General features: G+C 37.7%; 22 protein-coding genes. 16 read left to right on the top strand and 6 right to left on the bottom strand.

What is annotated here, in order from left to right:
• Nucleotides 1–259: 259 nt before the first annotated feature.
• On the bottom strand, nt 260–394 hold the full coding sequence (locus tag BTO11_RS16665; RefSeq protein WP_268245088.1) for a hypothetical protein: 135 nt from the start codon (nt 392–394) through the stop codon (nt 260–262).
• Nucleotides 395–424: 30 nt separating this feature from the next.
• Nucleotides 425–676 carry a hypothetical protein gene (locus BTO11_RS04485; protein ID WP_105051464.1) on the bottom strand — a complete coding sequence of 84 codons (252 nt, stop codon included), beginning with the start codon at nt 674–676 and terminating at the stop codon, nt 425–427.
• Between the two features lie 133 nt (nt 677–809).
• Between BTO11_RS04485 and BTO11_RS04480 the strand changes: the two genes are divergently transcribed.
• The 8 genes from BTO11_RS04480 to BTO11_RS04440 all read left to right on the top strand — a co-directional run bounded on the left by BTO11_RS04480 (nt 810) and on the right by BTO11_RS04440 (nt 7,181).
• Nucleotides 810–1,535, top strand: a complete 726-nt coding sequence (locus BTO11_RS04480; protein WP_105051463.1) for a siderophore-interacting protein — start codon at nt 810–812, stop codon at nt 1,533–1,535.
• A 55-nt stretch (nt 1,536–1,590) separates the two neighbouring features.
• Nucleotides 1,591–2,061: a DUF4405 domain-containing protein gene (locus BTO11_RS04475; protein ID WP_105051462.1), complete on the top strand. Its 471-nt coding sequence runs from the start codon at nt 1,591–1,593 to the stop codon at nt 2,059–2,061.
• The gene (locus BTO11_RS04470) at nt 2,058–2,357 is read left to right on the top strand and encodes a hypothetical protein (RefSeq protein ID WP_105051461.1); all 300 of its coding nucleotides are present in this window, start codon (nt 2,058–2,060) and stop codon (nt 2,355–2,357) included. Before BTO11_RS04475 ends, BTO11_RS04470 begins: the two co-directional genes overlap by 4 nt.
• 1,095 nt (nt 2,358–3,452) lie before the next feature.
• Nucleotides 3,453–3,671, top strand: a complete 219-nt coding sequence (locus BTO11_RS04460; protein WP_229793397.1) for a putative quinol monooxygenase — start codon at nt 3,453–3,455, stop codon at nt 3,669–3,671.
• A 225-nt stretch (nt 3,672–3,896) separates the two neighbouring features.
• Nucleotides 3,897–5,000 (top strand): L-dopachrome tautomerase-related protein, encoded by a 1,104-nt coding sequence (locus BTO11_RS04455; RefSeq protein ID WP_105051459.1) that lies wholly within the window; start codon nt 3,897–3,899, stop codon nt 4,998–5,000.
• A 95-nt stretch (nt 5,001–5,095) separates the two neighbouring features.
• The gene (locus tag BTO11_RS04450) at nt 5,096–5,650 is read left to right on the top strand and encodes a thioredoxin family protein (protein WP_105051458.1); all 555 of its coding nucleotides are present in this window, start codon (nt 5,096–5,098) and stop codon (nt 5,648–5,650) included.
• Nucleotides 5,647–6,423: a glycine betaine ABC transporter substrate-binding protein gene (locus BTO11_RS04445; RefSeq protein ID WP_105051457.1), complete on the top strand. Its 777-nt coding sequence runs from the start codon at nt 5,647–5,649 to the stop codon at nt 6,421–6,423. The genes BTO11_RS04450 and BTO11_RS04445 overlap by 4 nt, the downstream gene beginning before the upstream one ends.
• An 89-nt stretch (nt 6,424–6,512) precedes the next feature.
• Nucleotides 6,513–7,181 (top strand): nitroreductase family protein, encoded by a 669-nt coding sequence (locus BTO11_RS04440; protein ID WP_105051456.1) that lies wholly within the window; start codon nt 6,513–6,515, stop codon nt 7,179–7,181.
• Nucleotides 7,182–7,380: 199 nt separating this feature from the next.
• On the opposite strand, the gene BTO11_RS04435 is transcribed toward BTO11_RS04440, so the two are convergent.
• The 3 genes from BTO11_RS04435 to BTO11_RS04425 form a co-directional block, all read right to left on the bottom strand.
• Entirely contained in the window at nt 7,381–7,584 is a 204-nt protein-coding gene (locus tag BTO11_RS04435; protein ID WP_105051455.1) for a hypothetical protein, read from the bottom strand.
• A gap of 84 nt (nt 7,585–7,668) precedes the next feature.
• Nucleotides 7,669–8,019, bottom strand: coding sequence for an antibiotic biosynthesis monooxygenase family protein (locus tag BTO11_RS04430; protein WP_105051454.1), 351 nt, complete (start codon nt 8,017–8,019; stop codon nt 7,669–7,671).
• Nucleotides 8,020–8,032: 13 nt separating this feature from the next.
• On the bottom strand, nt 8,033–8,755 hold the full coding sequence (locus BTO11_RS04425; protein WP_105051453.1) for an outer membrane protein: 723 nt from the start codon (nt 8,753–8,755) through the stop codon (nt 8,033–8,035).
• A 144-nt stretch (nt 8,756–8,899) separates the two neighbouring features.
• Between BTO11_RS04425 and BTO11_RS04420 the strand changes: the two genes are divergently transcribed.
• From BTO11_RS04420 to BTO11_RS04395, 6 genes are all read left to right on the top strand, one after another.
• Complete coding sequence (locus tag BTO11_RS04420) at nt 8,900–9,778, top strand: LysR family transcriptional regulator (RefSeq protein WP_105051452.1); 879 nt, start codon at nt 8,900–8,902, stop codon at nt 9,776–9,778.
• 355 nt (nt 9,779–10,133) lie between these two features.
• The gene (locus BTO11_RS04415; RefSeq protein ID WP_105051451.1) at nt 10,134–10,517 is read left to right on the top strand and encodes a nuclear transport factor 2 family protein; all 384 of its coding nucleotides are present in this window, start codon (nt 10,134–10,136) and stop codon (nt 10,515–10,517) included.
• 216 nt (nt 10,518–10,733) lie between these two features.
• The gene (locus BTO11_RS04410; protein WP_105051450.1) at nt 10,734–11,585 is read left to right on the top strand and encodes an SDR family oxidoreductase; all 852 of its coding nucleotides are present in this window, start codon (nt 10,734–10,736) and stop codon (nt 11,583–11,585) included.
• A gap of 99 nt (nt 11,586–11,684) precedes the next feature.
• Entirely contained in the window at nt 11,685–12,839 is a 1,155-nt protein-coding gene (gene egtB, locus BTO11_RS04405; RefSeq protein WP_105051449.1) for an ergothioneine biosynthesis protein EgtB, read from the top strand.
• 35 nt (nt 12,840–12,874) lie between these two features.
• Nucleotides 12,875–13,822, top strand: coding sequence for an L-histidine N(alpha)-methyltransferase (locus BTO11_RS04400; RefSeq protein WP_105051448.1), 948 nt, complete (start codon nt 12,875–12,877; stop codon nt 13,820–13,822).
• Between the two features lie 9 nt (nt 13,823–13,831).
• A complete protein-coding gene (locus tag BTO11_RS04395) occupies nt 13,832–15,334 on the top strand; it encodes a BCCT family transporter (protein WP_105051447.1) in 1,503 nt (500 codons plus the stop codon).
• Nucleotides 15,335–15,631: 297 nt separating this feature from the next.
• On the opposite strand, the gene BTO11_RS04390 is transcribed toward BTO11_RS04395, so the two are convergent.
• A complete protein-coding gene (locus BTO11_RS04390; protein ID WP_105051446.1) occupies nt 15,632–16,045 on the bottom strand; it encodes a hypothetical protein in 414 nt (137 codons plus the stop codon).
• Nucleotides 16,046–16,235: 190 nt separating this feature from the next.
• Here BTO11_RS04390 and BTO11_RS04385 point away from each other — a divergent pair, with 190 nt between their 5' ends.
• On the top strand, nt 16,236–18,587 hold the full coding sequence (locus tag BTO11_RS04385; RefSeq protein ID WP_229793398.1) for a TonB-dependent receptor: 2,352 nt from the start codon (nt 16,236–16,238) through the stop codon (nt 18,585–18,587).
• A 45-nt stretch (nt 18,588–18,632) separates the two neighbouring features.
• Nucleotides 18,633–20,804, top strand: coding sequence for an FAD-dependent oxidoreductase (locus BTO11_RS04380; protein WP_105051444.1), 2,172 nt, complete (start codon nt 18,633–18,635; stop codon nt 20,802–20,804).
• Nucleotide 20,805: the final 1 nt, after the last annotated feature.

The following is a 20,805-nucleotide window of genomic DNA, read 5'->3' as shown; positions in this document are numbered from 1 at the left end:
TCAAATGAACTAAACAAAAGTACACAAAAAAGCCCGTAATGTTATGCATCACGGGCTTTTTTATTAGGCTTTTTATCAATATCGAATAATACTTTTGTTATGTAGTAATTGTGGGTAAAGCGAAAGCTATCTTCCAAGCAAAACTAAAACTAATGCCTTCGTTGATACGTTAGCGGACATTGTAGATCCGCTTATTATTTTTTGAAGTCGTTTTTTTAATAGTAGTATTACTTTACTCTTTACCGAAAGACAATTAGTCTTATTTATTAGTTGCAGCGTTAAGATTTGTTGTAAACTTATCAGCCAATGCAATGAATTCTTCTATCTTTTCATCTGAGATATTAATCGCCATTGCTTGAAAAACTTCTTGTTCCATTTCGTTAAATTGATTCACTAGCCCACTCGCTTGATACGTTAATCTCAGTCATTCGCTGCGTTTATCTTTTTCGTTATCTTTTTTTATCAAAAAATTTTGGCTGATAATTCTTTGATTAAGCCCTTTATCCCGTCCCATAAAACCTGCAAGTTTTTGACCTGTGCAATCATCAATAGTAGAAATGATTTTTAAAGATTTTAAGTGCATAGGTGACAAGTTCATATCTAGTGCTTTTATTTTATTGATCATCGTATTACGAACAGTGTGCATTAAATTAAAACGTGCTCCATTTAGGTTCATACATGCTCCTGATTTTATTATATGCCTAATAATATGGTTGACATTATCATCCACCTTGTTAGTGTAGATGACTTTATCAACTATGTTATGTCGATTCATAGGTTGCACTCATAATTAAATACAGGAGAACAACATGATGGGCCCAAAAATGCGAATGACTCAAGTTATATCGATTGAAGATTTGTCTCCACATATGAGGCGTATTACAGTTACTGGTGAGTCGTTAACTGACTTTCCACAAGACAGAGAGAGCGCCCATGTTAAAGTTATTTTTCCAAAACCTGACGCGATAGATAATAAGCCAATGTTAGGGATTTACTTCGGATTTAAAAAGTGGATGCGTACTTATACCGTACGTAAATTTGATCAAAAAGAATTACAGCTTACTTTAGATTTTGCGATTAATGACCATGAAGGTCTTGCAAGTAATTGGGCTGCTAAAGCTAAAGAAGGTGATTATATTGGTATTGCAGGGCCTGGCAGCAAAATTAAACATACTAACTTAAATGCAGAGCATCATATTTTTATCGGTGACTTAACGGCTTTACCAGCTATTGCGTCAACACTTGAGCAATTACCGGCAAGTGCTGTGGGTAGCGCCTGTATTCAAGTTCCCAATGAAGCAGATATTCAGCTTTTAGATGCGCCAAAGGGGGTTGATGTGCAATGGGTAGTTACAAAAGATAAGCTAACCGATAGATTTTTAGAATCATTAAAAGCACAACCAAAAGATCTAAGGAATACCGCGATTTTTATTGCTGGTGCAACAAGTATTGTTAAGCAGTTAAAAGCGTATTTGAACAAAAATTGCCAATATAATAAATCAAATTTGTATGCTAGCCCATATTGGAATGACTAATTATTTTTTTGTTCTTAGCTATGTTTAGTATTGTTTAAAAAATGAGAAAGAAACCATGTCAGATTGGAAAGAAAACTTACATAAAACACGTTATGTGATGGATGTATTGTTACTGTTCAGCTTTATGTTGATATCAGCCCCTCAATCTACAGGTATTGCTGCTCATGAGTGGTTAAGTCTGTTTTTTGTTGTGCCGTTGGTTATTCATTTGTTGCTACATTGGGATTGGATTAAAAAAAGTTTTTTGCGTTTATTTACTCGAATACAGGGAAAGGAACGCTTTAGTATTATCTGGAATTATTTATTATATTTATTGATGTTGACAGTTTTTGTTAGCGGATTTTTAGTTTCTGTTGCATTGTTACCAGCATTAAATATAGACCTTAACATACAAGGTTTTTGGTCAAAAATACATCATGATTCAGCTACGTTGATCATGCCAATGTTAGGTGTGCATCTAGCTCTTTACTGGTCGTGGATTGTTAAATTAAGCAAGCAAATGTTGAAAAAAAAGGTTCAAGTATGAAATACCTAAAAAATAGTTGGCAGTCTCGCACCTTTACCGTACTACTCGTTTCAATAGTGGTCAGTGTTTTACTGGTAACTTTAGAGCAAACACAATGGGCTGAGCAGATTAATCAACAAGGTTATTCCCATAGTGGTGGAGGTGATGGGCAACGAAATATATCAACTATATTGATGTATGTTTTACCTTTTGTTAAAGAGTTTATCTTAATTGGTATTCCTTTAGGGTTAGCTTTATTGGTAATGAAACTAATTACAGGCCTTAAGTTTTTAGTTAGTCGTAATAAGAAAGGTTAAAAATAATGACAAAGCTAAGCTATCGGTTAAGCTTATTAAATATAATGTACGCTTAAAGCTTTAATTTCCTGTTAATTGATATGTGGCGGATGAACCATTTGGACCACTAACTTATAGTTTATAACCGGTTAAAGACAAAAAGCGACTTAAACTTAAAATTCTGACTTTGTTTTAAAACGAACGATTTCAATCGTCTGCTTGAGTTTACCCCCTCCCCTTTAACCTATAGTGATTTCTGATTCAAATTTCCCCTAATATGTTTATGATTTTACAAGTGTTAATGTCAGCTTCTGGCTAAGAGCCGTCCTCTAGAAGGCTTTTAGTATCTGATGAAGTTCTTAGGTGACTATCCACACAATGAGTAGTAACAATTTTACACTCTGTGTTGAAATAATGATGATACAGGGTGGAATGTTTAAGAAGCATATTATTTCATCAAATTGTAACTGTTTAATTAAGCCCCTTAATTGGTAGGGGGTGGTATCCCTCTTCATGAATTTTATTTTTATTTAAATATCAGTTGGTTAAGTTGTAGGTGGGCGGCATGATGTAGTCGAATTTGACTATGTAGATACCTCAGCCCCATAAGCTGAAAACAGAAAAGCCCGCAGATTTTATTGTCTACGGGCTTTTTTAAATGGGTATAGCGTTCCCTCAGCTGACAAACGAAAATGACGAGTGGTACAAATAAATAGATCTAGCCCAAGCGATTTTCTGCCCTTTTAACTGCCGCAGTGGCCGTTCGCATATCGAGATTTGAAGCATCGGCGGTAATACTTTTAATATTACCTGTAGGTCTTCTAACAACATTTTTATAAATCCACTTCGGTTAGATCTAATTGAAGCTAATAACAAAAAATATACTCCCTGCAGCATTAAAAGCATAAATCAACATTAAGATTATCTATTACTTTTTGATAATTCTTCAATGATTATGTTGTTTATCTAAATGAGTGTAAAACGTAAACTAACTCCACCATCTAGAAAGTAATAGGTTACACAATCACGTCCAGCTTCAGACACTGATTAATGTTGAACTACCGCAGCTAAATTTTTGCTAACAGCGATAGAATCGCCCCTGTCAAAAGTGCACTTTTGTTACTTATTGAACAGACGCACAAAGAGCCTGAATGTGTTACTTACACCTTGCATCAGAATAACCAAGATGATGCTCATTTTGTGTTTTATGAAAACTGGCAAAGTTATGAATTATGGCAACAGCATGTAGATGCGCAGAATTTTAAAAACTACTTAGCAGAAGTTGATGGCTGTATTGTTTCGATGAATGCTAGTGAGCTGACCGCTATCAGTTAACAACAGATTGTCTGCTAACTAAAAACACCAATTTATATTGGTGTTTTTTTATTGCATATTTTTATTATCTATAAATATTTGATAAAGATTCAATTATTACACTGTTTATTACATTTCAATACCCGCCTATTATTCATTCAAGCAAACAATAAGGCTGTTCATAAATGAACATAAGATCTGTGCGGCCTTATTCACAATTTAGATAAATACAGCGAGTAACAAATTATGAAACAGTTAAAAAGCACTTTAGCCATAGCCACACTATCACTAGTAGCAAGCGCCCTTACAAATCTTAACGCAGCAGAAGTTGGTCCACTTGAAACAGTAACAACTTTTACTGAGTACCGTGGTGCAGGTATTACTATTACACCAGCAGGCAGAATGTTAGTGAGTATGCACCCGTTAGATAACCCTAAAACACGCGTTGTTGAAATTATGGCTAATGGTGCGCAACAACCATTTCCAACAACCGATTGGGCAGACGGTCCAGAAATTGGCGAAGTAGGTCTGGCTGCAGTCATTGGCATACATAGCGATAGTAAAGGCGTTGTGTGGATCTTAGACATGGGCAGTGAAAAGGTAGCGCCTAAACTTATTGCCTGGAATAGCGTAAATAACAGCTTAGTAAATACCATAACGTTAAGTAAATCAGCGGTACTTGCTAACTCATTCTTACAAGACTTTGTCATTGATGAGCTTAATAACAAAATTTACATTGCTGATATGTCGTTCGGTAATTTTATGGGTGCAACCAAGCCAGCCTTTATTGTTGTTGATTTAAAAACGGGCGACTCTACTCGCGTACTTGAAGGCAGCGCAACGCTAATGCCTGAAGAGCGTGACCTTGTTATTGAAGCGTCACCTGTCGCATCTAAATCACCTGAAGGAAAAACCACTAATCTTCGCTTTGGTTTAAACCCAATAACGATTGATGACGATAACGAGTGGGTTTACTTTGGCTCATTTACTGGCACCAAGGTTTACCGTATTCCAGCAAAAACATTGGCTAATAGCAGTTACTCCAATAGTAAAAAAGAAAAAAACATTGAAATATTTGGCCCTAAAAATCCAAGCGATGGCATGACCTACGCCCCCGGCGGTGGCATTTTAGTCACTGATCTTGAAAACAACGCCATCGGCTTAACGACTAAAGGCCACTACGAAATCATCGTGCAAGATAAAAAATTATCATGGCCAGACAGCTTAGCCGTTAGCGAAGGTTGGATTTATGTAACACAAGACCAACTTCATCAACACCCGGCGTTCAGCCAAGGTCTTGGTAATGCTAAACCGCCTTACGTATTAACGCGCTTTCGCTTTAAACAGTAAATTTTTTAGCAATAACTTAAATAGATTCTAACCAGAATTTAAATAGAAAATTTAACCAGGCCAGGCATCAACGCTGGCCTGCTAGGAGTTAACATATGTTATTAGATACTCCCATTTGCGATTTTGGCTGGAAAGCCCCTAACTTCACATTAAAAAATCCATTAGGAGAGTCGTTTTCATTAGCCGATAACCTTGGCGAAAATGGCTTACTTATTATGTTTATTTGCAACCACTGCCCTTACGTACAACGCATAGCCGAACGTTTGAGCCAAGACACGGCGCTACTTATCAGTGAAGGCATTAATGTATTAGCGATTATGTCAAACGACTATCGATATGTTGCAGAAGACTCTCCGGCCAATATGGAAAAATTTGCTAAACAACATGGTTTTTTATTCCCGTATTTGGTTGATGAAGACCTGCGCGTAGGCAAAGCCTATGGCGCGGTATGTACACCTGATTTTTTTGGTTTTAATAAGCATGGGCAACTGCAATATCGCGGCAGGTTAGACGATACAAAAATGAATGATGCTACTAACCGTTCGCCAGAACTCATCAATGCAATGCGCCAAATAGCCACAACAGGCCAAGGTCCAAAAGAGCAAATACCAAGCATGGGTTGCTCTATCAAATGGAGTAACACACTATGAATAAGCCACATCTAAAATTAGGTGTAACCGACTTATCATTTCATCGAGTTACCGCTTCAATTGTCAGCCATGTTTTAACTGATATGGGCTTTAGCGTTGAGCGTATTTACGCGCCGCATCAAGACAACTTTAAAAATTTAAAATCAGGTGAGATAGATCTACTCGCTTCTGCGTGGCTGCCTTCAAGCCACGGTATTTATAAAGCAGATGTAGAGCAAGTTATGCCACTTATGGAGCTTGGTTTACATTATCAACCTTATGCTCATTGGGGCGTGCCAGATTACATACCAGAGCAAATCGTAAGCCAAATTAGCGACTTACTTAAACCTGACGTAATCGCAAAAATGCAAAAATCTATTCAGGGCATTAATGCCGGTGCTGGCATTACTCGTTTCTCTATCAACATGATGAAAGAGTACGGATTAACCCAAGCAGGTTATGAGTTTTTCACGGGCACAGAAGAAGATTGTTTTAGCGCTTTTGAAGATGCAATCACGACAAACACATGGTGCGTAGTACCACTTTGGAAGCCGCAATTTTTACACCATAAACATAATATACGTGAACTTGCAGACCCTAAAGGTTTACTCGGTAACGTTGATAGAGCGGTTTTATTATTAAGAGAAGATAAACAAGCACTTTTTAGTCAAACACAATTAGAAACACTTGATAAGCTACATTTTTCAAACGACATAATTGCCGCGCTTGATTACAAAGTTAGTAAAGAGCGACAGGTATTAGATGAAGTTACTCGCCAATGGCTCAGCAAATAAGTAATTAATTGTTACACGGGCTTTGTTTTTAATAACAAAGCCTCAACATAGTAAACATCGGCAAAACAGGCCACCTAACGGAGAAACCCATGACTCAACAAAACACGACTCACCCAATCATTAGTGATTTAGAAAAACGTTATACTACTAAACGCTATACCACCAAGCGTATTCCTCAAGATGACCTAGACGTAGTTTTTGAAGCTATGCGTCTTTCTCCTTCATCAATTAACTCACAACCTTGGAAGTTTATTGTTATTGAGTCTGATGAAGCTAAAGAACGTATGCATAATACTTTTGCTAATAAGTTTCAGTTTAATCAGCCACACATTAAAACAGCCTCGCACGTTATTTTATTTGCTTACAACCCTGAATATACTCGCGATGATTACGCAAAAGTCATTGATGCCGATATTAAAAATGGTCGCACTCAAGCTGAGAACCGTGAGCAAGCGTTTGGCGCTTTTGCTTTTGTTGATATGAATACAGATGAGCAAGGCAACAATGCAACATGGACTAAAGCACAAACCTACATTGCTTTAGGTAACACCATGCATGCAGCAGCGCGTTTAGGTATTGACTCAACCCCAATGGAAGGCGTAGATGCTGAACTTATTGGTGAAATTTTTGAAAAAGAATTAGACGGTTACATCTGTGACGTAGCATTAGTGCTTGGCTACCATGATGACGCTGAAGATTATAACGCTAAGTTACCTAAGTCGCGTTTAGCGAAAGAGCAAATAATCCAAGTTTTATAAGCTTGTTAAAAAGCTCTAAACGCTAACCAGCGTTAGTATTAGCATTAGCATTAGCTCAATAAACTAAGCCACTTATATTCTAAGTGGCTTAGTTGTTTCATGACTTAAAAAACAGTAACGAAACCACTGGCCTAAAACTCAATATAAATGGAGTCACACAGGTTATAAAAACTATTTTCATAACCTTATCTAGCGTTTATTACTTCAGTTGTTGTGGCATCAATAACACAACGCCCGACTCTAACTCTAACTCTTGCTCTTTCATCCACAAATTTAATTGCGCTGGCCATTTAATTGTTGGTTCACAATACAAGCCTCTTAAAATAAAAAAACCTGCTTCAGCAGGTTTTTGTTTTTTTATATAATCAAACGTACATAAAAATTGGAAAGCAGCTTTAATCAAAACAAGAGTACTTTGAAGAAAACATTTAAAAGCGTTTTATTTGAGGTAAGTATCGTTTACCCCAAATAACTTTTTGCTTTGTAATTATTTAGTATAACGTTTCATAATCATACTGGATGTATCAATTTTTGACATAAACGTGCTTGCTGCTTTCGCTTGCATAAAACTATTCATTGAGGCATCAGCATCTTTTAATGTTTCCCAATGAACTACAACTAGCCATTCGCCCTTTTCACCTTTAGCTGTTTCTCTCGAAATAAAGCCAGGTTGTTTACTTACATGTTCTTTTTCTACGGTCTTATCAATTACCGAAAATTCTTGATAAGTCACATCTTTATTAAGATTAAAACTTGCGACTTCAATTACTTCAGCAAAGGCAAATATTGGCGAAGTTAACATAGCTAGACTTAGTATTAGTTTATTGATTGATTTCATTATTTTTTCCTAGTTAAAAGTTAATTCGAAGACCGATTGATAGTTCATTGGCTGCTAGATCATCGATCATAAAACCATCTGTAAATAAATCTTGTCCAGTCATGACATCACCTAAATAGGTGTACTGATATTCAGCGTAAACGGCTGCAATTTCAGTTAATTGGTAATTAACACCGAAACCTAGATTCCAAGAAAGTTCAGTTGATTTGTCGTCGGCGTAACCGTCGTAAAAACCATCAGCAGATCCATCAAAGGGGTCAAATGCGGCTACGCCAGCCCCTCCTAATTTGGCCGAATAACTATTATCAGCAATCCCTATACCCGCTTTAATATAAGGAGTGAAAACTGAGTCATTAGCGAAGTCATAAAAGCCTTCTATTGTATAAGTGAAACTTTCGATTTCACCATCCAAGATATATTCTTCATCTGTGCGAGCTCCTGTACCAAACCTTTGTTGATCAAAGCTACTTTCTCGATAACCTATACGGCCTTCAACGCGGAATTGTCTATTGATTATATAACCTATTCCGATACTTCCTACTGTGCCGGAATTCACATCAAACTCAGCTGGGAAATCAGTATCTTTCGCAATATTGTTACCATAGGCTTGAGAGCCATTTATTTGTTGACTGCTACCCAATTGACCTGTGCCATAAAAACCATCGGCTTGAGCTATCATTGGAGCTGCTAAAGCAACCGCAATGCTAATTGCTAATGTTTTTGGAATATATTTCATCGTTTATCCTTTAATGTTTTCATCCATTAAAAATGGGAAATTCATTTTCAATGCTGTTTTATTAAACTCGAAACGATCTTATTCCTTTCTGATTACCCTGAATATATGCAATAATTTGATTTTATAATTCTGAAAAACAGAACAATGATAAATCACTTAAAGCACATGGCCATTTTTGCCAGAGTAGTAGATGAAGGATCTTTTCGTCGAGCAGCTAAAACTTTGAATTTAGCACCATCAAGAACTAGTCAAACAGTCGCAGATCTAGAGCAGTATTTAGGTGTAACCTTGCTATACAGGTCAACCCGAAAACTAGTACTGACTAGCGAAGGAGCCAAGTTTTATACTCATGCTTTAGAAATGCTAAAAAATGCAGAGGCTGGTTTAAATGAGCTGAATGCACTTTCACAACAGCACATTGGGACTTTGCGAATATCTCTTCCTGCTTTTCTTACCTACTCAACGATTTCAACAGCCATTGCTGAATTTGCTAAACAATACCCTAAAGTCACCCTATCTTTGATGTTCACTGATCACATAGTCGACATTTTGAATGAAGGCATCGACATGAGTATTCGCGTGGGTTGGTTACAAGATAGTACTATGATGTCCCGTAAACTTTATGATGGAAGACGTTTATTAGTCGCTAGTAACAAGTATCTAGCAAGCAAAGTTACACCAACTCACCCATCAGATTTATTAAGTTGGGACTGGATACGCTTTGATATTCGTTCTAGTTCTGTAGAGTTTGAATCTCCGACTGGCGAAAAAGTATCTATCACAGAAAACACTCGCTTTAGTGTGAATAGCGCTGACGCTTTGTCTAGCTTTGTCAAAAAACATATGGGCTTAGCTTATTTACCAGAGCATATTGTTGCCGACGATATTAAAAATGGTGATTTGGTGCATGTATTACCAGAATGGAAACTTAAATCTTTAGGCTATTATGCCGTTTGGCCGAATAAATCGCGGCGCGAAAATTTGACCTTGCTGTTAGTACGCTTTTTAGCTGAAAATTGTTAGTGATAAATATGCTGACTGTGATTTTGTAATTCTAAATATTATTGTTCTTTTTACTTTTAAGCTCAAATTTAGCAAGGTACCTTCATTATAACCAATCTTGGTATATGCGGCTGACAAGATAGAGAGACAAAATTTAGTCGTTTCGTCGGCACCCATGAGTTTTAACAAATTGATTTGCCCCTAAATTTTGTTCACCATTTTATAAGGCGGAATATTAATGGTTGAGATGTTTAATCTAATTCTCTATAAACTCAAAAAAGCTCAATCACCGTTAAATAAAACTAAAATAGTTAATATCGTCTATTGTAAATCGTTATCATTCGAAACATGATGTACTTATTTTTTAGGGCTTTCTATGACTCCTGATTTAAAACGCAACAAAGAAAATGCCATCGCCTTTTACAAAACAGCCTACTTAGGCGAACCTAGCAAAGCGGTGGATATGTATGTAGGTGAAGAATACATACAGCACAATCCCGTTGTGGCTGATGGTAAGCAGGCCTTTATTGATTACTTCAGTGAGATGGATAGAGATTATCCTGGGAAAACTATAGAGTTTGTTAGAGCTATTGCTGAAGGCGATCTCGTAGCGTTACATACTCACCAGACATGGCCAGGTGGTGATCAATATGTGACTATGGATTTTTTCCGCTTTGATGATGCTGGAAAAATCGTAGAACACTGGGATTCAATACAAGAGATCCCCGCTGCAACTAAAAATGGTAATCCCATGTATTGATTAAATTTAACACATCTAAATATAAGTGTATTAGCTAAACACATAATGCGTTCGTGAACAGGTTATATTTTTATGATTGGAACTTGGTAGTCATATATTGTTCAAACATGGTTACAGCCTAATAATTTATTAATTAGCGGCATAAAAACGAAATATTGAAGGTATACACCTCTCAATAAATCCATATTTTAGTGATAGGTTTAAGGTAGATAAATAATGAAAATCGCAATTACCGCCGCAAGTGGAAACTTAGGTTCTGCAATAATTAAAGCAACTACAAGCTTACTAGCAAAAGAGAACATTATTGGCTTGGCACGTACGCCAGAGAAAGCCAAACACTTGGGAATAGAAATACGCCCAGGTGATTACAATGATAAAGGTATGTTGGAAGCGTCTTTACAATCTATCGATACGTTACTTTTGGTCTCGGGGATGGATGCACCAGATAAACGTATAGAACAACATAGGAATGTCATTCAGGCTGCAAAATCAGCAGGTGTTAAAAAGATTGTCTATACCAGCGTGCAAGGTGCTGAAGAAAACACCGCGTTTTCGCCAGTTGTGCAAAGTAACCGCCAAACTGAAAAAGATGTCTGTAGTAGTGGTCTAGATTGGGTAATTGGGCGTAACGGTATCTATATTGAACCTGATATTGAATACATAGACAATTACAAAAAATCAGGAGGTATTTTTAATTGTGCAGGTGATGGCCTTTGTGGTTATACCACAAGAACAGAATTAGCCTTCGCTTATGCCAAAATGCTTACTGAAGATAAACATAACGGCCTAACCTACAATTTACACGGTGAAGCAATTAGCCAATACCAACTTGCCGACTATTTAAATAGCGCCTTTGGTACTGATTTAGTTTATAAATCTATGTCAGTAGAAGAATACCGTGCAGAGCGTCAAGCTGAGTTGGGCGACTTCATCGGTAATATTATAGCGGGTATTTACCAAGGCATTAGGTTGGGGAAATCAGATAATGTTAGTCATTATCTGGCTGCAGCAGGTCGTGAACATCAGACTTGGCAGTCTTATTTTTCTGCGCTTAAAGCAAGCCAATAACGGATCAAATATGGCATGTTCTAGTTGATTAACTTGCTGTTTTACAGCAAGCTAACTAACAACTAAGCCTATCTATAGGTTAAAATTTAGGTGCAGTAGATGTTATTAAACCAATATAATAAAACGCGAAAATACACAGAATCCCTCTGTTCTCCACTGAATATAGAAGACTATATTCCCCAGGCAGTTGATTTCACCAGCCCGCCTAAATGGCACTTAGCCCATACCACTTGGTTTTTCGAAGAAATGATCCTGACAAAATTTGTTGCGGATTATGCTGTGTTTGATCGACATTTTGGCTTCTTATTCAATAGTTACTATCAAACTGTTGGGGAAAAAGCGCTAAGGGCTCAGCGTGGCATAATGACCAGGCCTACTGTAGAACAAGTGTATCAATACCGACATTATGTAGATGGGCATATTCAGCGTTTACTCAGTGATGATATTTCTGAGGAGATCCAAGCGCTTATCATTTTGGGTATTAATCACGAACAACAGCATCAAGAGTTATTATTAACTGATCTTAAATACACCTTATCGTTAAACCCTACTCATCCGGTTTATCATCCAGACTTTGATCTCGTTAGCCAGCCCCTAGTACGCACTGAAGAAAAACAATGGCTTAGTTTTTCCGAAGGCGTTTATGAAATAGGTTATAAGGATTCAGGTTTTTGTTTTGACAATGAGCTAGGGCGACATAAGGTTTATTTACAAAATTTTCAAATAGCAACGTCATTAGTGACTAACGCGGAATATATTGAGTTTATAGAAAGCGGCGGTTATAGCACCTTTCAATACTGGTTAGACGATGGTTGGGCCTGGTTATGCAATAATCAAATAAACAGTCCTTTATATTGGCAGTACTTAGATGGCCAATGGTATTACTACACACTAGCCGGTTTAAAGTTAGTTGAGCCAGATGCCATTATTTCCCATGTTTCATATTATGAAGCGAATGCTTTTGCTACTTGGAAAAAAATGCGTTTGGCCACTGAGTTTGAGTGGGAAATCGCTGCCACTCAATTTAACTGGGGACAAAGGTGGGAATGGACATCTTCAGCCTATCTTCCGTATCCAGGTTTTGCTATCAGTGAAGGTGCTGTAGGTGAATACAATGGCAAGTTTATGGTTAATCAAATGGTATTGCGAGGCGCTTCCGTAGCGACTTCAGAAAACCATTCACGAGCCAGTTATCGAAATTTTTTCCAGCCACAATGTCAATGGCAATTTTCTGGCATTCGTTTAGTCAAATAAATGGGCTGTACCCAATAAAAGGATCCTCAAATAACATGATTGAACAATTTGCAGAAAATGTAGATCTAGGTCTGAGCAAATCTGAAAAGACCTTACCTTCTAAATATTTCTATGACAAAAATGGTGACGAACTATTTATAGAAATCATGAACATGCCCGAATACTATTTAACCCGTTGCGAAATGGAAATATTTACTACCCAAACTGATGAATTAGTCGACTCTTTTCGGGCTGATAAAAATGAGTATTTTGAGTTAATTGAACTTGGTGCCGGTGATGGCAGTAAAACACGTAAGTTACTTGCAGCGCTTAGTGATAAAGGTTATCAATTTGATTACTTACCAGTAGACATATCCCAAAATTCTTTAGAGCAATTACAGCTATCATTACAACATCATTTACCACTGGTGTCAGTTGTTCCAAAACATGGTGACTATTTTGAGATGTTAGGTTCAGTGAAGGATAGCCATCATCCAAAAATTGTACTCTTTTTAGGCTCAAATATCGGCAATATGACAGACACTGTAGCCAGTGACTTTCTTTATCAGTTAGGTGCTAATTTAAGTAAAAATGACAAGTTACTACTGGGAACTGATTTAATTAAATCTGAAGATATTGTGTTACCCGCGTATAACGATGAATCAGGTATCACACATTCGTTTAATATTAATTTATTACATAGAATGAATACTGAACTAGGTGCTAACTTTGACCTTGACGCATTTTCCCACGCCCCTGAATATAATGAAGATGAGGGGATTGCTAAGAGTTATTTATTAAGTAACAAAGAGCAATCGGTTAAAATAGCAGCCACAGGAAAAACCTATCACTTTCGCGCTGGTGAGAAAATTCATACTGAAATATCACGTAAATATGACGACGATGTTTTAGCAAAGATATTAGCTAAAACAGACTTCTCGGTTAACTCTAAATTTACTGACCAAAAAAATTACTTTGCTAATTATTTATTGAATCGAAATTAGGCCGCTATCTTGTCCTTAAATAAAGCCACTAACCTCGAGAAAACAGCACTGATCTTATGTGTCAGTTTGTCGATTGTGGCGTTTTGGTTTCCCGACTTGTTGACTCAAAAGTTACAACCGATAGTTAATCAGTTATTAGCCGCCTTAGGCTCACCATTTTTCATATTGGTTAATATTTTACTGCTGACTGTAATAGTGATTGCTATCAGTCCAATCGGCCGACGCAAAATGGGTGGTGAACAGGCGATTATAGAATTCAAATTATTTGGCTGGCTGTCCATGTTATTTGCTGCGGGTATGGGGTCAGGGCTTATCTTCTGGGGGATTGCCGAGCCCGCATTACATACTATTAGTTCACCTTTAAAAGCAGACTTATACGCCAATCCACAATCAAGCGGATTAGCTTTAACGTTAGTTAATTGGGGAGCGCATGCTTGGGCACTCTATGCAGTATTTGGTTTGGTTTTAGGTGGGTTAAGTACTAAAAGCGGTAAAGCCGGTGATATTAGTGCCCCTGTGATCAGCATATGCAGAGGTATGCTCAGCGAAAGATGGTTAAACAAGTTGCGGTTTATTATTAAATTAGTAGCTATTTTTGCCATCTTTTTTGGCGTTGTTGGCACCATAGCCAACTCGACGTTATTACTCCGTAAAGGTTTAGAAATTAAACTGAATGTTGGATCAGCTTTGTTCTCAGGTTTTATCATTATTGGTTTGATTGTGATTTTATATACTTTATCAGCCAAATTTGGTCTTAAAAAAGGAATTCAAGCGCTTAGCAAATTGAACGTTTATATCGCATTTACTTTGATTATTTGGTTATTAATGTTTGTGCCTATCCAACCTATTATTGACACTGCAGTTGGTGGAACTTGGGATTACATACAATTGATCACCAATGGTACTTGGCACTTTGCTAATCAACTTAACGATCCTGAATGGGCCAATGGTTGGACTTATAATTATTATTTTTGGTGGTTAGCGTGGGGGCCATTTGTTGGCGTATTTTTAGCAAAAATTAGCCAAGGCCGTCCGGTGTGGCAATATATTTTAGGTGTGGTCTTAGTGCCGACTCTTGTCACTATTGTCTGGTTTAGTGTATTTTCAGGCTCAGCTATTGCTTGGGATTCAGTACACCAAAGTGGTATTTTAGAGGCAATTAAAACTGATTATACCCAAGGCTTATTTGTGTTTTTTGAGCAACTAGGATGGCAAGGTGCTGTACTCGTTTGGGCCAGTTTATTATTGCTATTAATTTTTGTCGCCACCTCGGCTGACTCAGCTATATTAGTTATTCGTCAGTTAAGTGGAGCTAACGAAACGAAAACATGGAGCTTATACGGTTGGTCATTTGCATTAGGCTTATGCGCCTATGTTTTGTTGGTACAAAATAACGAGTCATTAAATCGAAGCATTGCCATTATTGGCGCCTTACCTTTTTTACTTATATTTTTGCTGCAATTATTGGGTTTTGTAAAAGAGTTTATAAGCGAAGATGCTAAAGACGTTTAACGCTCAGAAAAAAACTGGCCAACATCTTTCTTATATATTAAACCTATCAATCATCCTTAAACCTTCCTTATTTATCAACAGTATCAAAAGCTTGTCTAACCTAATGATTTTCATCTGACCGTTTCATAGAACCTCATTGAGTTTCAAATGAACTAAATAAAAGTACACAAAAAAGCCCGTAATGTTTTGCATTACGGGCTTTTTTATTAGGCTTTGGTGACAAAGAATGAACTTCAATTATGTAAATTGCTCACTTGAGATATTACTAATGAGTGTTCATAAATTGAATACGCTAGCTTATTTTACAGTGAACTTAACGTCTTGATCGCGTAACAAGTAAAGTGCAAAACATGCTGCCCACATAGGCCATGCAGTAAAGAACAATAGGTTATTAAAACCATCAATGTACTGGTTATACGACGATAAAGTTGATAAACCGTGCATTACAAAGATCACACCGTAAGTGATTTTCTTTTGAATACCAGCAACAAATGCAAAAACCAACACTAATTGAAGCGCACCTAACACATACGCAACCATATCAGTTGAACCGCTTATGCCATAAAAATGCTCAAAGATTTTAGCACTGTGGCCTGGATTCATAAATTTATCCAATGTCCACATTATCATTACGATAAACACGCCAAGACGTAGCGAAAATAAAGACCATTGCAAACGATTCTGTACATTTGTATCTATTGGGTTACTCATAAACTCTTCCTAAAAAAATTAAATTAATAAACATTCGGAGACTAAGACCGCAGCTTTACTTTTTTTATTTCAAAATAATTTTTCCTAATCGTCATTTTAAAAATATACTGCCGTGGTATGAAATTTATTTACCCCAGTTTAGGTCTTAACACCTATGCTTAATCATAAAATAATTGTAGAGAGTAAAAATTTGAAGCTTGCATGTTTAACCCTATCAATATTGGCAGCGTTACAGATACCGTTTACTGTGAGTGCAGAAGATAAAGTAAATGATGAATCAATCGAAGTAATTAAAGTGGTAGGTCAAGTGACTAAATCTCAAGGATTATCGGTTAAAGATGCAAAAGTAGACGGTCCATTTGGTGACGGCCTGGCTTTACAAGATATCTCCCGTTCGTTAACGCCTATTTCCAGCGAATTAATTGAACAACTCAATATTACGACTTTACAAGATGTCCTTGCAGTGAGCCCTAATACGTATGCTGCTAGTGGCTTTGGTGCACCAAGCTTACCAACTATTCGCGGACAACTCGGTGAATTATTTCAAGATGGCACTCGTCGTCAAGCCGGTAATAATGGTTTTGGTGTCCCCCTGTCATTTAACTCAATTGAACAAATTGATGTAGTAAAGGGCGCGCCAACTGTATTGTTTGGCTCGAGCCAACGTAATGGTGGTTTTGTAAATTTACATTCTAAAAAAGCATCAACCTATGAAACGAAAGGCAAAGTGAGTTTATCTGCAGGACGTTGGGATCAATATCGTGCTTTGGTTGATTACACAGCGCCAATTGTAAAAAATCAAATTGGCTTTAGAGTCAGTGCTGAACATATTGATAACGGCAGCTTTTATGACTTTTCTAGTACCAAAAGCGATAGCTTATTTCTCGCATTAAACATATTACCGGACGATAAAAGCAGCTGGGATATCAACTTTGAATTATACCAAGTTGAATTCACAGACAACGCAGGGATTAACCGCCCTACTCAAGCACTAATTGATGACGGCTTATATATCACAGGTCAAGGTGTACAAAGTAATGGCAGCACAGTACCTGCGGCAGGTTCCATCATTTCACCAACCGGACAAGTTGTTATTGACCGCAGTAATGTACTTACCGACCCTGATAACCTAAACGATGCCAGTACCTATTTAATTCACAGTATTTATAAACGAGAGCTTTCAGATAGCTTATCCGTTAAAAATACATCGTACTTTCAGCACTTAGAACGTGAAGGCATTGCGCAAAACAGTTTTGTTGAAATTATTGATGCGGCTCACACAGCACAAAATCGTACCGAATTAGCCTATCAATGGAATGACAAAGAACAAACCATTTTGGCCTTTGACGTACGTTACAACGACGTATTAGGTTACAGCCAATTTACCACCGAAGCAGACTTACCGATTGATTTAACTGGCCCAATTTCAAATCGCCGTATTCCTTTGACGGTTGAACAACAAGCGCGTCTAGTGGAACTTCGTCCTGGTGTATTTGTGTCCCCTGGTGGCCAGTACGATATTGATAACGACGGTGTTGGTGACTTTAATATGTCAGACACCACAGACTCAACCTCATGGCAAACTGGTTTGGCTATCCAACATGACTCATACTGGTCAGAAAAATTGCATATAAACATTGGTTATCGTGCCGACTTTTACGATGTTCATGCCCAAGACCCTATTGCACCACAAGGACAAGTAGCAGCGAGCGATGACATAAACGAAGTTCTGCACTCGTTTCAAATAAGTGCAAATTACAAAATCAATGACGACTTTACGGTTTATAGAGTATTAAGCTACAACGACGCGACATCAAACAGCATGGCTGGCGGTAATGCACTTAACGGTGACAATGTTATTAGCGAGCAAAACTTTGCCACTGGAAACAAGCTGCTTGAACTTGGTTTAAAGTACGCGCCAGCTGACAACGACTGGTATGCAGATGCCACTATCTTTAATCAAAGACGTAGTTTACGTAACCGTGATGGCAGTAATTCTGGTATCGATACTAACGGTTTTGAAGCTCAAGTATTTTACGACTCTTACCCATACTGGATAAGTGCAGGTTACAGTTATTTACATGCAACGTATGATAACTCAACAAGTGCACAAGATTCAGCCCAAGTAATAGATGCCTTTGATAATTCACGCCCTGACATAGTTAATGGCACAAGCGTTGGTGCACCAAGTTACACTGTTTTTGCCGCATCAAATCGCACTTTACAAGGCATGCCACCACAATCATTTAGCTTTAACGGAAATTATTCAATTAATGCGAAATGGCAAGTGGGTTTCTCGGGTCTTTATACTAAGAGTTATCCGTTGGACTTTTTGGCGACGGTTAATATCCGAGATCAACACACGTTAAGCGTAAACAGCAGTTATTCATTTAGCCCTAATACAAAATTACGATTAGATGTAAATAACATAACCAATCAAGAAAACTGGCGTCCTGTATTTGAAGGTGGTTATTTTGGCGCAACTTTAGTGTTTCCTGAGTTACCGATTAACGCCAAATTAACGCTTACCCATACTTTCTAATACGCATATAGATAGAAATATAAACAAGAATTTAAAGAGAGATACATGATTAAAAAGCTAGCCCTATTATTGATTGCAGCCGCCGCTATCGGTTTGTTCTTTCATTTTGACTTACATCAGTTACTTACCCTTGATGGCCTAAAAGGCTCAATGGACCAATTCAACGACTATAAAGCCCAATCTCCACTGCTGGTTATTGGTGGATTCTTCTTACTGTACGTTTTAGTGACGGCGCTTTCTTTACCGGGCGCTGCAATTTTAACTCTGGCAGCAGGTGCATTGTTTGGCTTAGGGGAAGGTTTATTAATCGTTTCTTTTGCATCGACCATAGGTGCAACACTGGCCTTTTTAGTATCACGTTATTTATTACGTAATTACATTAAACAACGTTTTCCAGAGCGCTTAAGCGCAATTGACGCAGGTGTTGAGAAAGAAGGTGCATTCTACTTATTCACACTACGTTTAGTGCCTGTGTTCCCATTCTTTTTAATTAACTTATTAATGGGTGTTACCGCGATTAAGTCATGGACTTTTTACTGGGTAAGCCAGATAGGTATGTTAGCCGGAACATTTGTATTTGTTAACGCCGGTACTCAACTTGCTCAAATAGATAGCTTGTCTGGAATTTTATCCTTTAACCTTATTTTATCATTCGCTTTATTGGGTATTTTCCCACTGATTGCAAAAGGAATATTAAACGTGTTTAAAAAACGTCGTGTTTACAAAAATTATACTAAGCCTAAGAAATTTGACCGCAACATGATTGTTATTGGCGCTGGCGCTGGCGGCTTAGTAACGAGTTACATCGCAGCAGCGGTTAAAGCAAAAGTAACCTTAATTGAAGCCGGTGAAATGGGTGGCGACTGTTTAAACTACGGTTGTGTTCCAAGTAAAGCCGTTATTAAAAGCGCAAAAATTGCAGAACAAATTCGCCACGGCGAAAACTACGGTCTTGAGAACGCAACACCACAATTTTCATTCAAAAAAGTAATGGCTCGTGTACATAAAGTCATTGCAGATATAGCCCCGCATGACAGCGTAGAACGTTACACTGACTTAGGTGTAGAAGTTGTAAAAGGCTATGGTAAGTTAATCGACCCGTGGACAGTTGAGATCAAACTTAACGACGGTGGCACACAAACGTTAACGGCTCGTACCATTGTTATCGCCACTGGCGCACGTCCATTTGTTCCACCTCTTCCGGGTATTGAAGAAACAGGTTATGTAACGAGTGATACTTTATGGAGCAAATTTGCTGAGTTGGACGAAGCACCTAAAAAGCTAGTTGTTCTTGGTGGTGGCCCAATTGGTAGTGAGTTAGCACAAAGCTTTTCTCGTTTGGGTTCAAGTGTGACACAAATTGAAATGGCTGAGCGCATCATGATCAAAGAAGATCTTGAAGTGTCGACCTTTGCACACCAAGCACTAACTGAAAGTGGTGTTAATATTTTAACCTCACACCAAGCATTACGCTGTGAAGCTCGTGATGGTAAAAAATTCATTATTGTTAAACGCCTTAGCCAAGATAATGGTAAAGACGAAGAAGTTGAGATTGAATACGACGAATTGTTATGTGCCGTTGGTCGTAGTGCTCGCCTTAAAGGTTATGGCCTTGAAGAGCTGGGCATAGAAACCAATCGTACCGTTGTTACCAACGAATACTTAGAAACACTTTACCCTAACATTTTTGCCGCTGGTGATATTGTTGGTCCATACCAATTTACTCATGTTGCAGCTCACCAAGGTTGGTACGCAGCAGTAAATGGTTTATTTGGTCATCTTAAAAAGTTTAAAGTAGATTACCGTGTTATTCCATGGACTACTTTTATTGACCCAGAAGTAGCACGTGTTGGCTTAAACGAACAAGACGCTATAGATAAAGGCATCGACTTTGAAATTACCCGTTTTGAGTTTGAAGAGCTAGACCGTGCAATTACCGACAGTGCAACTAAAGGCTTTATTAAAGTCATTACGCCAAAAGGTAAAGACAAAATATTGGGTGTAACGGTAGTATCTGAACACGCGGGTGATTTAATTGCTGAGTTTGTATTAGCCATGAAACATGGCTTAGGACTTAATAAAATATTAGGTACAATTCACAGCTACCCTACATGGGCTGAAGGCAATAAATTCGCAGCGGGTGAGTGGAAACGTAACCATGCTCCTGAAAAAGTACTTAACTTGCTAGAAAAATACCACACGTGGCGCAGAGGCTAAT

Source organism: Psychrosphaera saromensis, assembly GCF_002954545.1.
GTDB lineage: Bacteria > Pseudomonadota > Gammaproteobacteria > Enterobacterales > Alteromonadaceae > Psychrosphaera > Psychrosphaera saromensis.
The sequence above is the reverse complement of the archived record's forward strand: the minus strand, read 5'-3'. Positions and strand labels throughout refer to the sequence as shown.